We start from the raw sequence: 14,734 nt of genomic DNA on the forward strand, positions 1-14,734 counted from the left end.
GTGCGAGGGCGGCGTGTGCGCGACGCCGTGCCGCGGGGACTCGGTCGCGTGCCCCGCGGTCGAGGTGTGCAGCGCGGATGCGGGGAGCTGCGGCGTGTGCGTGGCGCCGAGCGCGCGTCCCAGCGGGCGCGGGCGCGGCGAGCCGTGCGAGCTCGCGAGCGAGTGCTCGACGTTCGGCTGCGGTGAGGTCGACGGCGCCGATCAGTGCACCGCGATCTGCGTCGGCGACGGGGACTGCGGGCGCGGCATGCGCTGCGTCGAGGGCTACTGCGCGCGCGGCGAGCGCGCCGGGCCCTTCGGCACGTGCCGCGGCGACGCCGACTGCAACGACGCCCGCTGCCTCGCGCGCGACACCGGCGAGCGCTTCTGCGCGCGGCGCTGCACCGACGCGGTGTCGTGCCCGGGCGGCACCTGCGCCGACGTCGACGGCGAGATGCGCTGCATCCCGAGCGCGCCGGTCCTCGGCGAAGCGTGCGACGGGAGCGTCGCGTGCGCGCAGGGCCAGTGCATCGACGGCGCGTGCACCGCGACGTGCGGCGGCGCGAGCACGTGCCCGGTCGGGCACGACTGCGTGCGCGAGGGCGACGCGACCTTGTGTCGTCCGCGCCCGAGCAGCTCCGGCGGGTGCAGCGTCGCGAGCGCGGGCTCGCCCGGCGTGCTCGTGCTGCTCGCGATGGTGGCGGTGGTGACGATCGCGCGCCGAAGGCGCGCGTGATCACTCGACGCGCATCACGACGGCGCCCGCGCCGACGCCCGCCTGTCCCGCGGGATCCGTCAGCACGCTCGCGATCACCGCGGGCGCGGTGCGCGGATCCGCCTGCAGCACCGAGACGACCTGCGAGATCGCGCGCATCGAGAACGCGCTCACCGAGCCCATCATCAAGAGATCGCCCGGCTCGAGCACGACGTGGCAGTGGCTCACCGCGGAGCGAAGCACGCCGCCCGAGGGCTCCTCGCGCGGCGTGAGGCGCTGCGGCTTGCCGCGTCGATGCAGGTACGCGCGCGTCGGGCCCGCGCTCACGACGTGGAGATCGCCGTGCTCGACCACCAGCGCGACGAACGACGCGTCGGGGAGCGAGCGCTCGACCAGCTGCTCGCAAAGCTCGGCGAGCGACGCGCGCGCGCGCTCCGCGCAGTGCAGCGCGCGCCCCGCGCCGGTGAGCCCGGCCGGGGGCGGGCCCTGCTTCGTGCGCGTCTCGTCGAGCCCGCGCTCGAAGCCCACGAGGATCGCGCTCGTCGCCATCGGCCAGCTCCGCGGGAGCCCGAGACCGGTCGCGACCGCATACGCGCGGCCGCCCTCGAACCGCGTCCCGGCGTGGCGCGAGATCTCGCCCTCGCGCACCGTCGTCCGCGTGATGCTGATGTGCGACTCGGTCCTCATCGAGACGCGCGCGATCCTACACGATCACGCCTTCCCGAACCCGAGCTCCGACGTGCGCACGACGACCGACGCGACCGCGAGGTAGAGCAGCGTCACGACCGCGATGACCGTCGCGCAGATCCACGTGTCGACGTCGGGCACGCTCTCCGCGCCCCACCCGCTTCGCTCGAAGCCCGCGAGCTCCGAGGCGAAGTGGTTCATCGAGACGAGCCGCGCGAGGCCGGGCAGCCACGAGAAGCCGTACTCGATGACGGCGAGGTGCAGGGTCGCGAGCAAGCCGCCGGCCTCGACGACGAGCGAGCCCCAGAGGAGACACAGCGCCGAGTAACAGAGCGCGAGCAGCGAGAGCGCACCGATCATGCGCAGCGTGTCGGGCAGCTCGTCGATCATCGGCGTGGGATCGGTCGCGAAGGACGCGACGTGGATCACGAGCACGCCACCCGCGAGCAGCAGGATGCTCAGCCCGGCGCCGGTGAAGAACTTGCCGAGCGTGATCGCGATGCGTCCCGCAGGGCGCAGCGTGAGGTACGGCAGCGTGCGGTTCTCGACCTCTTCCGCGATCGCGCCCGCCGTGAACAGGAACGGCAGGAGGAACACGAGCATGTTGAGGAAACCCACGCGCACCGCGGCCTCGACGACGCGCTCCGGCTCCTCGGGCTCGAGCAGGTAGCGCACGGCGACTGCGGCGACGACGACGAGCACCACCGCGGCAGCGCCGAGGCGCACCTTGCGACCGCGCAGGAGGCGCTTCCACGAGAGGCGCAGCGACGCCGCGAGCGCGCTCGCGAAGTCGGGGACCGGCGGAGCGCTCACGCGCGTGCTCCCTTCTTCTTCGTGTCGCGCGCGCCGGGCGACAGCGCGGCTTGGTAGGGCTTCGCCGATCCGCTCGCCGCGTCGGAGCCGGTGCCCGCCATGCGGCCGCTGCGCTCGACGAGATAGTGGAACAGCGCCTCGAGCGACGCGTCGGGGCTCGTCAGCGAGCGCACCGTGAACCCGCCCTCGACGATCATCTTCGCGATCACCGAGTACGTCTCGTCGGGCTTGCGCGTCTCGAGCTCGACCTCGGTCGACGAGGGGAACGAGATGCCGAGCACGCCTTCTCCTTCCGGCGATGCGAGCACCGCGGCCGCGAGATCGCGCGGACGATCGCAGTCGACGCGCACGTGGTGCGGGTGCTCCTCGAGGAGGTCGCGGATCTCGTGCACCTTGCCCTGCGCGACGAGCTGACCGCGCGCGATGAGCAACACCTGCTCGGTGAGCGCCTCGACCTCGACCAGCACGTGCGTCGAGAAGAGCACCACGGCGCCCGCGTTCGCGCGGATGCGGACCTGATCGAGGATGACGTGGCGCGACGTCGGATCGGTGCCGGTGAGCGGCTCGTCGAGGAGCAGCACGTCGGGGTCGTGCACCACCGACTGCGCGAGCTTCGCGCGCTGGCGCATGCCGCGGCTGTAGCCGCCCATCTTGCGCTCCATCGCCTTGTCGAGGCCGAAGTCGGTGAGCGCCTTCACCGCGCGATCGCGCGCGTCCTTGCGCGAGTAGCCGGACAGCTCGGCCATCGCGGTGACGAACTCGAGCGCGGTGAGCTCGTCGTAGAGCGCGTCGGCCTCGGGGCAGAGCCCGATGCGGCGCAGCACCTCGGGGTTCGCGAACGGCGCGTCACCGCAGACGCGGATCTGACCGAGGCTCGGCTTCGAGAGCCCGGCGCACAGGCGCATGAACGTGGTCTTGCCCGAGCCGTTCGGGCCGAGCAGGCCCCACACGCCGGGCTTCAGCTGGAGGCTGACGTCCTGCAGCGCGGTGACCTTGCCGTACCACTTCGAGACGCCGATCGCCTGGATGCTGGCCTGCGACGAGGCTGCAGCGGCGGTCACGTGATCACCTCCTGCGCGCGCAGGCGATGCAGCGCGAGCGCACCGAGCCCGACGACCATCACGGCGAGCGCGCCCGCGGCGTGGAACCACTCGAGCGCGCTGGGATCGTCGATCTTGAAGAGCGCGTCGCGCACCGTGCCGAGCATCGCGGTGAACGAGCCGAGGTAGAGCCAGGGGAAGCCCTCCTCGCGACCGCTCGCGCGCGAGACGACGTCGACCACGCCCGCGATCACGTGGGGCACGACGAACACCGTGAGCCACGTCGAGATCGTGAGCGCGCGGCTCGCGCTGAGCGACGAGACCGCGACCGACGCGATCGACATCACGATCGCGAGCAGGAGCGAGAACACCAGCGCCGGGAGCAGGAGCGCCACCGTGTCGAGCGCCTCTTCGCGCGGCCCGAACGCGGCGAGCGCGACGCAGTAGAGGAAGGCGGGCACGAACGCGATGGCGAACACCCAGGTCGCGATCGCGGAGACGCGACCCGCGAGGTACGTCTCGGGCGTGACCGGCTTCGCGAAGTAGAACTGGAACGCGCGATGGGTGCGGTCGTGCGCGATCGCGCCGGCGCCGGCGCCGACGGTCACGAGGCTGACGAAGAACCAGGTCTCGAGCCCGAAGAGGCTGCTCAGCGCGCGCGACTCGTCGGCGAAGAGGTGCACGATCGGCGGGAGCTGATCGCGCGCCTCGGGCGGGACCGCCTCCATCGCGGAGTTCGCGGCCCACGAGCCGATCACGAAGCCGATGACCGGCAGCCACGCGGTGAACGCGGCGAGCTTCACGAGCCACGACGCCCACGCGCGACCGAGGCCGTATCGGAACAGGACCCAGACCGCGTTCGACGGTGGCAGTCGTGGACCGTCGTACGGGCGGTAACCGAGGTCCCGGATCGTCATGCGCGGCGCACATTACCCGCTCGCCCCACGCGAGCAAGATCAGTTGCTGCCGACGTCGTAGTCGTCCCAGTCGTCGCGCGGCTGCTCTTCGACGACCTGGAGGTGCACCTCGAGGCGCCCGCCGACCTCGAGCGCGAACATGATCCAGTTGCCGATGCCCGCGAGGATCGGGCGGCCGAAGGTGAGCGGTCGGTTGCGCTCCACGACCCAGTGGCCTGCGAACGCCAGCCCGTAGCCGACGAGGAGACCGAGCAGCACCGGCCACCACGCCCCGAGCGCGATCGCGAGCCCTGCGCCGGCGATGCACGACCACGAGCCCGCGTGATGCAGGCGTCGCGTCCACGGGCGCCGGTGGTGCCACAGGTAGATCGGCCAGAACGCCGGCAGCTCGCGGAGGATCGGCAGGCGCGCGACGAGCGGCGGCAGCGTGAGCAGCTCCTCGGCACGACGCGGCGGCGCGACGGTCGTGATGGCGTGCGCGCTCATCGCGACCTCGTGATCGCGCGCGCGACGGCGCGCCCGTGGCGCAGGCCCATACGATCGCACTCCGTGTGCGCGCCCGCGAAGAGCTCGCTGCCGAACACGCCCTCGCGGATCCAACGCATCGCGATCGGACCGAGATAGAACGCGGCGCCGAGCGCGCGCGGCGCGACACGACCGTGGAGCGCCGCGTGGAACCCGACCACGAAGTTCGCCCAGTAGTGATAGGTGTCGCCGGGCGCATCTCCGTCGCCCGCGACCGACGGCGCGAACGGTGCGATCCACGACGCGTCGCGCAGCCGCTCGTCCCACTCGAGGCTCCCGAGCGCGCGCGCGTCACGATCACGCGCGACGAGGCGCATCACCGCGTGCAGCAGGATCGCCGCTGCGAACGTGCGCCCTGCGGTGTGCTCCAGCGCGATCGCGAGCTGCTCGTCGATCGTGAGCGCGCGGCCTTGCGCGCACAGTGCGCGCCGGAGCGCGTGCACCTCGTCACGCGGGAAGAGCTCCGCGGGGAACGGGCCCTCGTAGTCGTCGACGAACGAGACGAGCGCGCTGTAGAGGCGGCGCGAGGGCGGCCCCTCGGACGCGTCGAGCCACGGGAGCGCGTCGTACGGCGCGCTACCCGGCGCACGCGTCACCAGCGCGACGAGCGCTCGCTCGAGCGCGATCTCGCCGGCGTTGAAGCGCTCCGCATCCGCGCGGCGCGCCTCGATCCACGCCATGTACTCGCGCCATCGTGGCATCGGCGGTGAGGACGCGACGCCCCAGGTCGCGCGCGCGGCGGTGATCGTGTCGTGAGCGAGCGTGGTCTGCATCGGTCTCCAGTGTTGCGTCGGGGATCGCGACGACCTCGCGCGATCCGGTGAGCCGTCGAGCGCCCGCGACGAGCGGGCCCGATCGCGGCACGAACGGGAGGCACGTGCGCGCGCATTCCCGCGTACGATGCGACCACCGTGAGCGAGGGATCGAACGACGTCCGAGGCGCGCGAGAGCTCGACTCCCTCGCGTTGGTGCAGGCGCTCCCAGGAGGACGCGCGTTGGTGCGCTCGCCGGTCGAGCCCGGCGCGATCGCGTTCGAGCGCGAGAGCGAAGCGATCGAGGAGCTGCGCCTCTTCCTCGCCGCGACGCTCGCGCGGGCACGCAGCGCGGAGCACGTGGCCCGTCACGCGCTGCCGATCGCGACCACACTGCACGCGGTCCGCGCGGAGCTGCGCGATCCGTCGCTCCCGCGCCGCATCCAGCGTGCGATCCCGATCGACGTGCCGTGCGTCGTCGTGCCGACCGGCCCCGACCGCGAGGGCGCGCGTGATGCGTGGCTGCTCTTCCCGACGCTCGCCGCCGCAGGCTGGGTCGCCGCGCACGAGGACGTGGAGGTCGTCGCGAAGCGCGAGGCCGCGCGGCTGCTCGCCGCGCTCGCCCCGACGCCGGATGCGCGACGCGCGCTGATCGGCGTCGCGGGGCACGCGCTCGAGCCGATGCGCGTGCCGCTCGAGGCGAGCAGCGACGCGACGAGCGCCGCCGAGCGCAAGCGCCGCGCGCAGAACGAAGCGCGCAAGCGCGCCGACGATCTGCTGCGCACCGTCGCGCGACCGCTCCATCGCGAGCTCCCCGAGGACGCACCGCCCGTGCTCGGTCGCGATCGCGAGATCGCGATGCTGACCGCGCTCTGCGCGACGCCGGAGACCGCGCGCGTGGCGATCGTCGGCGCGCCGCTCGTCGGCAAGAGCGCGGTGGTGCATGCGTGGATCCGCCGCGAGCGCGCGGCGGGGCGGGCGCCGCGCGTGTACCAGACGTCGGCGGCGCAGCTCGTCGCGGGGATGAGCTTCCTCGGGCAGTGGCAGGAGCGACTGCGCCGTGTGATCGACGCGGCGGAGACGCTCTCCGCGTTCCTCTACTTCGACGATCTCGGTGACCTCCTCGCCGATCGCGCCGAGGGCAGCGTCGACCTCGTGTCGTCGCTCAAGAGCTGGATCGAGCAGGGGCGACTGCGCTTGCTCGGTGAGCTCTCGGACGACGCAGCCGATCGGCTGGAGACGCGACAGCCGGGCTTCGCGTCGCTGCTCCACCGCGTGCGCGTCGCCCCGCTCGAGCGTGCGAGCACCGAGCGCGCGCTCGACGCCGCGGTCGCATGGTCGCGCGCGCACGCCCCGGGCCGCGCCGTGCCCGACGACGCAGGACGCGTCGCGATCCTCGATCTCGCGGAGCGCTTCCTCCCGTACCAGCCCTTCCCGGGCAAGGCGCTGCGGCTGCTCGATGAGATCCGCGCCGCCGAGGAGTCCGAGGCGCGCGCCGATCGTGCTGCGCCGATCGACGCGGCGCGGGTGTTCCGCGCGTTCTCGCTCGCGAGCGGCGTGCCCGAGGCGCTGCTGCGCCCGGACCGACGACTCGACGCGAGCGAGCTCCGCGCGTCGTTCGCAGCGCGCATCGCCGGGCAGGACGAGGCGGTGCGCCGGGTCGTCGACACGCTCTGCGTCGTGAAGGCGGATCTCGCGCCGGGCGACAAGCCGCTCGCGACGTTCCTCTTCGTCGGACCGACCGGCGTGGGCAAGACCGAGCTCGCGCGCACGCTCGCGGCGCACCTGTTCGGATCGCCGGATCGCCTGCTGCGGCTCGACATGAGCGAGTACGCCGATCCGAGCGCGGCGATGCGACTGATCGGCGCGGAAGGCGGCGACGGACTGCTCACGCGCGCGGTGCGACAGCAGCCGTTCTGCGTCGTCCTGCTCGACGAGATCGAGAAGGCGCATCCGTCGGTGTTCGATCTCCTGCTGCAGGTCACGGGCGAGGGTCGGCTCACCGATGGGCGCGGTCGCATCGCGTACTTCCACGACGCGATCGTCGTGATGACGAGCAACCTCGGCGCGACGCATCGCGCGGCGTCGATCGGCATCGGTGCGCGCGACGTGCCCGACGACGAGCACTACCTGCGCGCCGTCGAGCGCGCGTTCCGGCCCGAGCTCGTGAACCGCATCGATCGCATCGTGCCGCTGCACCCGCTCGGAACGATCGAGATGCGCCAGGTCGTGCGGCTGCTCCTCGCGCGCATCGAGCAGCGGCGCGGCCTCGTCGAGCACGGGATCGCGCTCGTGGTGAGCGACGCCGCCGCCGATCGTCTCGCGGTCGCGGGGACGAGCGAGCACTACGGCGCGCGCGCGCTGCGACGTCACGTCGAGGACACGCTCGTCGCGCCCGCCGCGCATCTGCTCGCGCGGCTCGGGGACCGCGCGCGCAACGCGGTGGTGCGCGTGCGGAACGAGGACGAGCCGGCGACGAAGGCGCCACCGCTGGTGCGCGTCGCGATCGACGATCTCGTGATCGAGATCGAGCGCGGCGAGGGCCGAACCGGCCGTCGCGACGTCGTCGAGCTCGAGGCGATCACCGAGGTGCGTCGCCGCGCTCAGGCATGGCTCGCGGCGCCGGCGTTCACCGACGTGCGCGCGCGCGTCGAGCTGCTCGTCTCCGAGATGTCGTGGGGCGACGTCGACGAGCGCGACCGTCGTCGCGGGGACGTCCCGGCGCGCGAGATCGGGACGCTGCGCACCGAGCACCATCGCCTCGCCGATCCCAGCGATCGGGTGATCACGCAGATGCGCGAGCTCGAGTCGATCGAGGAGCTCGCGCTCACGTCGGTGCTCGCCGGGCGCGGCGCGGAGAGCTTGCTCGCGGACGCGCGAGCGAGCGAGTGGGCGCTGCGGCGCGCGCTGGGACGCGTGTTCGTCGCGCCGCTCCGCGCGGACTCGATCGTGCTGCTCGTCGAGGAGCGCGGCGGGCGCACGCTCGATCGCTGGCTGCTCCCGCTGCTCGACCGCGAGAGCGAGCTCGGATGGGTGGCGCGGCTGCACCTCGAGGGCGATCGCGGCGACGAGTGGCCGGTCACGCGACGCTGGGGGCCGCCGCGCACCATCGATCACGCGCGCGAGCGCCTCGCGCGCGACGACCGCGCATCGACGTCGGTGATCCTCGCGGTGCGCGGGCGCGATGCGGGATCGCTCCTCGCGGCCGAAGCGGGGCTGCACCGCTGGAAGCACGGCGAGCGGCGCGAGCACCTCGCGATCACGGTGCTGCGCACCGAAGGCTCGCTCGACGACGCACACTGGCGCTCGACGACGCTCGTGGAGCCGCGTCCTCGCGGTGAGATCCCGGCGCGCGTCGCGACGGTGCGTGACTGGGACCTCCCGACGCGCTCGCTCGCGATCGTCGACGGGCGCGAGCGGCTCGCGATCGATGCCGCGCACGGCGCGCGCGAGCTCGAGGCGATCGTCTTCGAGCACCTCTGGCGCACGGGTGGAGGTCAGCCTGCCTCCGCCGTGCGCGGTGTGCTCGACGCGCCGAGCGACGCCGAGACGCTCGACGAGGAGGAGGCGTCGTGAGCCATCGCCTCTCGTTCCGCGTCGCGGTGTACGAAGTGCGCCACGGCGCGCACTGGGAGTGGACGACGCTGGGCGCTTCGCCGCACGTCGTGACGCGATCGGGCGCGTCCGCGCTCCGCGCGCAGCAGGCGCTCGTCGAGCGTCTTCGCGCGGTGCTCGAGGGCCTGCCCCCGGTCGAGCTCGCGCGGTTCGAGCCGGCGCGCGGCCTCGAGCTTCGACGCGTTCGCCTCGAGCTCTCGCTGAACGGCGCGCGCCTCGGTCGTCGCGCGCACGTCGGCGTGCACCCGATCGTGCTCGAGCCGCGATGGGCCACGCCCGCGGATCGCGTGACGCTCGTCTATCACCCGCTGCGTCAGCACGAGTGGTTCGCGCTCGATCCCGAGCGGCCGCTCGAGGACCAGGCGAGGCTCTTCTTCGCGTCGCGCTGGGCCGATCTGCGCGACGAGGAGCTCGAGGCGCTCACGACCGACGGCAAGGACTCGATCACCTCGATGTCGTTCTCGACGAAGGTGACGTCGCTGCTCGACGGCATCCCGGAGCGCGAGCGCGATCCCTTCGCCGATCTCGACCTCGACTCGATGGTCGATCGGCGCGGCACGAAGAAGCGCGGCGGGCTACGCGTGCTGCCGCGCATCGGCACGAACCTCACGGTGCGCGCGGCGGAGGGCACCCTCGCGATCGGCATGCCGCGCTCGCCGCACCGCGAGCAGCTGCAGCGCCTGATCTGCGCGCCGCGCAAGCAGTCGACGCTCGTCGTCGGAGCGCCCGGCGTGGGCAAGAGCACGCTCGTCGATCGCGCGATCGTCGATCTCCTCGACGCGGAGGGCTGGTCCGCGCACCGCAACCTCGATCGCGTCACCGAGGTCTGGTCGATCTCCGCGCGCCGCACGATCGCGGGCATGTCGCACCTCGGCGAGTGGGAGAAGCGCTGCATGGAGGTGCTCGCGGACTGTCGCGCGCGCCCGGTGGTGCTGCGCGTCGAGGACCTGCACACGTTCGGTCGCGCAGGGCGTCACACGGGCAGCGATCGCAGCTTCGCCGACGTGTTCCGCGGGCCGCTCGCGCGCGGCGAGATCGTGATGGTCGGCGAGGTGACGCCCGAGCAGCTCCAGCGCCTCGAGGACGACGCGCCGGGGTTCGCGGAGCTCTTCCAGCGCGTGCTGGTGCACGAGCCGCCGGTCGACGTCGTGCTGCGCATGATGTTCCACGAGGCGCGCCGCCTCGAGCACGAGCGCCGCGTGCGCTTCGCGCCCCTCGCGTACCGCGCGGTCCTCGATCTCGGCGGAGGGCTCTCGCCGGGACGCGCGTTCCCCGGCAAGGCGCTCGATCTGCTGCGCGCGGTCGGTCGCGCGCCGGAGCGCCCCGACGATCCGCCGCGCGCGGTCGGTCCGGCCGACGTCGTCGCGGAGCTCGCGCGCCGCACGGGGCTCCCCGCGTCGTTGGTCCAGCCGGATGTGCCGCTCGAGCCCGAGAGCGTCGAGGCGTTCTTCGCGCGCGACGTGATCGGCCAGCCCGCCGCGGTGCGCGCGGCGGTCGATCTCGCGATGCGCATCCGTGCCGGGCTCGTCGACCCGCGTCGTCCGTACGGCGTCTACCTCCTCACCGGTCCGACCGGCACCGGCAAGACCGAGCTCGCGCGCGCGATCGCGCGCTGGCTCTACGGCGGCGAGCAGCGCCTCGTGCGCATCGACATGGGCGAGCTCGGCCATCCCGGCGCGGTCGCACGCCTCATCGGCAACGCGTGGGACCCCGAGGGCCTGCTCACGCGGCGCGTGCGCGAGCAGCCGTTCTGCGTGGTGCTGCTCGACGAGATCGAGAAAGCGCACCCCGCGGTGCTGCAGCTCCTGCTGCAGCTGCTCGACGAAGGTCGCCTCACCGATGCCGCGGGCGTCACCGCCGACTTCACGCACACCGTCGTGGTGATGACGTCGAACCTCGGCGGTCGCACGGGCTCGGCGATCGGGTTCGATCCTTCGATGCAGGGACAGCGGCTCGACGTGCTGCGCGCGGTGCGCGAGTTCTTCCCGCCCGAGCTCTTCAACCGCATCGATCGCGTCGTGCCGTTCGATCCGCTCTCGCTCGAGGTCGCGGAGCGCGTCGCGGAGAAGGAGCTCTCGAAGCTGCTCGCGCGGCGTGGGCTCGCCGAGCGCGGCATCTACGTGTTCGCGAACGAGCGCGCCGTGACGCGGATCGCGCACGAGGCGTTCGACGTGAAGGGCGGCGCGCGCTCGGTGAAGCGCTGGCTCGAGGATCGCGTCGGCTCGTTGCTCGCGGAGGAGATCGCCGGAGGGCCGCGCGGGCGCATGCGGATCGTGCGCCTCGCCTCGGACGCGAGCGGGTTCAGCGCTCGCACCGATGCGCTGGTCGAGGCGGACCCCGTGCTCGCCGAGCACCCGATGGCCGCGCTCCTCGATCGTCCCGCGATCGAGCTCGAGCCGCTGCTGCCCGACGTGCTCGACGAGGTGCACGCGCTCGAAGAGCGCGGCGTCCTCGAGGAGCGCACGGGGACGCTGATGCAGCGACGACGCGCGCTCTCGGGCGAGGCGCGCGCGGATCTCGACGAGGTCCTTCATGCGGTCGAGCGCGTGCGTGATCGGCTCGCGGCGCTGCGCATCCGACTCGAGGGCTCGACCGAGTCCGAAGAGGACCGCTGGGAGCGATACGAGGACGAGCACGACCTCGCGGCGCCGAGCGTGCGCGCGACGAAGGCGCGACGTCGTCATCACGGTGAGCCGGGCAAGAGCGGCGACGCGCGGGTGCGCGAGCGCCCGATCGAGCGCGCCCTCGATCGCGCCGGGATGCTCGAGGTGATCACCGAGCGCGACCTGCTGCGTCGCGCGGTCGTACGCGCCGACGATCCGCGCCAGCACACCGTCGCGATCGAGCTCCTGCGCGTCGGTCGCGCGCGACGTGAGCGCAGCGCGAGCCTGCTCTCCGCGCTGCTCGGCGTGTACCTCGCGCCGCCGACCGATCACACCGTGATCGCGGCGCTCGTGCAGGAAGACGCGCGCATCGTGCAGCCGAGCGAGGCGCAGGGCGCGGATCACGTCGTCGTCGTCGCGAGCGGCCTGTGCATCCTCGATCGCCTCGAAGAAGAGACCGGCTGCCACGTGTGGCACTCGCTCGGCGGACACTCCGAGGTCGTGCGCGTGGCGATCACGCCGGTGCGCGCGGGCACCGATCCGCGCACGCTGCTCCGCGATCACCTCCACGCGCGACGCGCGTTCGAGCACGCGCTCGAGTCCGGCGCGTCACCGGTGCCACCGGATCCGACGGCGCTGCTCCCGGTCGTGCGGGTCCTGCGCTTCGATCCCCCGGTGCGCAGCGGTGAGAGCGCGCTCGCGGAGATCGAGGATCTGCGCCTCGCGTGGGCCGCGGCGTTCGAGGCCCGCGACATGATCACCGCGCTCTCGCGCGCGCTGCCGATCCGCGCGAGCCGCGAGGAGGCGCAACGATGAGCCGCAAGACGATGCGCCTCTGGCTCGTGTCGCACGAGGACGGCCGCAAGAGCGGCTACGCGATGCGCAGCTGGGACAGCCTCTTCGATCAGCCCGTCCCGAGCGCATACGGCGCGACCGAGGCGGAGGTGCGCGCAGCGATCGAGCGCACGCTCGCAGCCCGCATCGCGTCGGGCGAGGACACGATCGATCGTTACCTGTGGGACGAGACATTCCACGTGAGCTCGGTGCTCGTCGACGTCGCGCCGCTCTCGTTCGTCGAGAAGCAGCCCGTCGTCGGCTCGCGCACGATCCCGCTGCGCGTCCGCTACGCGTGGAGCCGCGTCGAGAGCGGCGCGATCCGCGTGATGCTGCCGCGCCTCGGGATGTGGCTCCTGCTCGAGGATCTCGAAGGCGCGCGCGCCGCGATCCAGCACGTCGTCGCGGGGGGTCTGCTCGGCGCGGCGGGACGCGCGCTCTACGAGCTGCGCGAAGAGCCCGACGAGGTCGTGCGCGAGTGGGACCCGGAGCTCACGACGCACACCACGACCGCCGAGGACGCCGAGGTGCACCATGCGCCGCCCACGCTGCGCGCGATCGCCGAGGATCTCACCGCGCGCGCCACCGCGGGCCGCTTGCCCCAGCTCGTCGGCGACGACCCCACGTTCGACGCGACCGTCCCCGAGCTCGATCGCGATCGTCCGCCGTCGCTGCTGCTCGTCGGCGGCGAGGGCGTCGGCAAGACGTCGTTCGTGCAGCGCTTCGCGAAGCGTCTCGCGTCGCAGCGCCGCGGCGGCAACAAGCGCGGTCGACCGCGCCTCTGGTCCACGTCGCGCGACCGCATCCTCGCCGGCATGACGTATCTCGGCATGTGGCAGGAGCGCTGTCTCTCGCTCGTGGAGGAGCTCGCGAGCAGCGGCGATCTGCTGCACGTGGATCGCCTGCTCGCGCTGCTCGAGCGACAGCACGACGGCTCGAGCATCGCCGAGGTGCTCGGCCCCGCGATCGTCGCCGGCGAGATCCGCGTCGTCGCGGAGTGCACCGAGAGCGAGCTCGAGGAGTGCCGGCGTCGCGCCGGCGCGCTCGTCGACGCGTTCCGCGTGGTGCGCATCGACGAGCCCTCGCGGGACGCGATGCCTGCGTTCCTCTCGCTCTACCAGCAGCGCGTCCGCGGGCCCGCGTTCCATCCCGAGGCGTGGAAGCGCCTCGTGCGTCACCTCGACGCGTACCAGCGTCACCAGCGCTTTCCGGGCAAGGGCGTGCGCTTCCTCGACTGGATGGCGCGCCACACCGCGTCGACCGAGAGCACCGCGACGCGCGTGTACCCCAGCGACGTCTCGCGCGCGTTCGCGCGCTTCTCCGGGCTTCCGCTCGAGCTGCTCGACGACGACGTCGCGTTCGGCTCCGCGAAGATCGCCGGCGCGCTGCGCGCGCGCGTGATCGGTCAGGACGACGCGTGCGCGACCGCGGCGCGCGTCCTCGCGCGCTTCAAGGCCGGGATGAACGATCCCGAGCGCCCGCTCGGATCACTCCTGTTCGTCGGATCCACCGGCGTCGGCAAGACCGAGCTCGCGAAGCAGATCGCGCGGTTCCTCTTCGGATCCGAGGAACGGATGATCCGCGTCGACATGAGCGAGTACCTCGCGCCCGGATCGGCGCCGCGCCTGCTCGCGTCGACGCCCGGCGCGAGCAGCCTCGCCGATCGCGTGCGCAAGGAGCCGCTCTCGCTCGTGCTGCTCGACGAGATCGAGAAGGCGCACCCCGAGGTGTTCGATCTGCTGCTCGGCGTGCTCGGGGAAGGCCGTCTCACCGACTCGCTCGGGCGGCTCGTCGACTTCCGCATGAGCCTCGTCGTGATGACGTCGAACCTCGGCGCGTCCGAGCCCGTCGCGCCCGGCTTCGGCGCCGCGCTCGAGCCCGACTTCGAGCGCGCGGTGCGCAGCGCGTTCCGCCCCGAGCTCTTCAACCGCATCGATCGCGTCGTGCGCTTCCGGAACCTCGCGCACGACGACCTGCTGCGCATCGTCGATCTCGAGCTCGCGTCGGCGGCGAAGCGCACGGGGCTGGTGCGGCGCGCGATCACGCTCGACGTCGACGCTGACGCTCGCACACGCCTCGCCGAGCTCGGCTGGCATCGCGCGCGCGGCGCGCGCCCGCTCCGGCGCGTGATCGAGGAGCGCGTGGTCACGCCCATCGCGGTGCTGCTCGCGGGGGCGCCCGAGCTCCGCGATCGCACGATGCGCGTGCGCGCCGAGCGCGGCGAGATCACCGTCGCGCTCGGCGCGTCCTGAAG

10 protein-coding genes are annotated in these 14,734 nt (G+C 73.1%); 4 read left to right on the forward strand and 6 right to left on the reverse strand.

The genetic code is table 11. The annotated features are described in order from the left end of the window. Positions 1-13 precede the first annotated feature (13 nt). Positions 14-715, forward strand: a complete 702-nt coding sequence (locus DB32_RS23865) for an MYXO-CTERM sorting domain-containing protein (protein ID WP_157069332.1) — start codon at positions 14-16, stop codon at positions 713-715. Here DB32_RS23865 and DB32_RS23870 read toward each other — a convergent pair whose 3' ends face one another. From DB32_RS23870 to DB32_RS23895, 6 genes are read right to left on the reverse strand one after another with little or no spacing between them, the layout of a single operon-like run. Further along, a complete protein-coding gene (locus DB32_RS23870) occupies positions 716-1,381 on the reverse strand; it encodes a hypothetical protein (protein ID WP_053234950.1) in 666 nt (221 codons plus the stop codon). It lies immediately after the preceding gene. Positions 1,382-1,405: 24 nt separating this feature from the next. Further along, positions 1,406-2,194, reverse strand: a complete 789-nt coding sequence (locus DB32_RS23875) for an ABC transporter permease (protein WP_053234951.1) — start codon at positions 2,192-2,194, stop codon at positions 1,406-1,408. Beyond that, entirely contained in the window at positions 2,191-3,255 is a 1,065-nt protein-coding gene (locus DB32_RS23880) for an ABC transporter ATP-binding protein (protein ID WP_053234952.1), read from the reverse strand. The genes DB32_RS23875 and DB32_RS23880 overlap by 4 nt, the downstream gene beginning before the upstream one ends. Then, entirely contained in the window at positions 3,252-4,151 is a 900-nt protein-coding gene (locus tag DB32_RS23885; RefSeq protein WP_053234953.1) for an ABC transporter permease subunit, read from the reverse strand. Before DB32_RS23885 ends, DB32_RS23880 begins: the two co-directional genes overlap by 4 nt. 39 nt (positions 4,152-4,190) lie before the next feature. Next, positions 4,191-4,637 (reverse strand): DUF962 domain-containing protein, encoded by a 447-nt coding sequence (locus tag DB32_RS23890; protein WP_053234954.1) that lies wholly within the window; start codon positions 4,635-4,637, stop codon positions 4,191-4,193. Further along, positions 4,634-5,449, reverse strand: coding sequence for a hypothetical protein (locus DB32_RS23895; RefSeq protein WP_053234955.1), 816 nt, complete (start codon positions 5,447-5,449; stop codon positions 4,634-4,636). Before DB32_RS23895 ends, DB32_RS23890 begins: the two co-directional genes overlap by 4 nt. Before the next feature lie 138 nt (positions 5,450-5,587). Here DB32_RS23895 and DB32_RS23900 point away from each other — a divergent pair, with 138 nt between their 5' ends. From DB32_RS23900 to DB32_RS23910, 3 genes are read left to right on the forward strand one after another with little or no spacing between them, the layout of a single operon-like run. Next, complete coding sequence (locus DB32_RS23900; protein ID WP_053234956.1) at positions 5,588-9,004, forward strand: AAA family ATPase; 3,417 nt, start codon at positions 5,588-5,590, stop codon at positions 9,002-9,004. Then, positions 9,001-12,462, forward strand: coding sequence for an AAA family ATPase (locus DB32_RS23905; RefSeq protein ID WP_053234957.1), 3,462 nt, complete (start codon positions 9,001-9,003; stop codon positions 12,460-12,462). The genes DB32_RS23900 and DB32_RS23905 overlap by 4 nt, the downstream gene beginning before the upstream one ends. Further along, positions 12,459-14,732, forward strand: a complete 2,274-nt coding sequence (locus tag DB32_RS23910) for an AAA family ATPase (RefSeq protein ID WP_053238931.1) — start codon at positions 12,459-12,461, stop codon at positions 14,730-14,732. Before DB32_RS23905 ends, DB32_RS23910 begins: the two co-directional genes overlap by 4 nt. Positions 14,733-14,734 lie beyond the last annotated feature (2 nt).

The organism is Sandaracinus amylolyticus (assembly GCF_000737325.1).
GTDB lineage: Bacteria > Myxococcota_A > Polyangia > Polyangiales > Sandaracinaceae > Sandaracinus > Sandaracinus amylolyticus.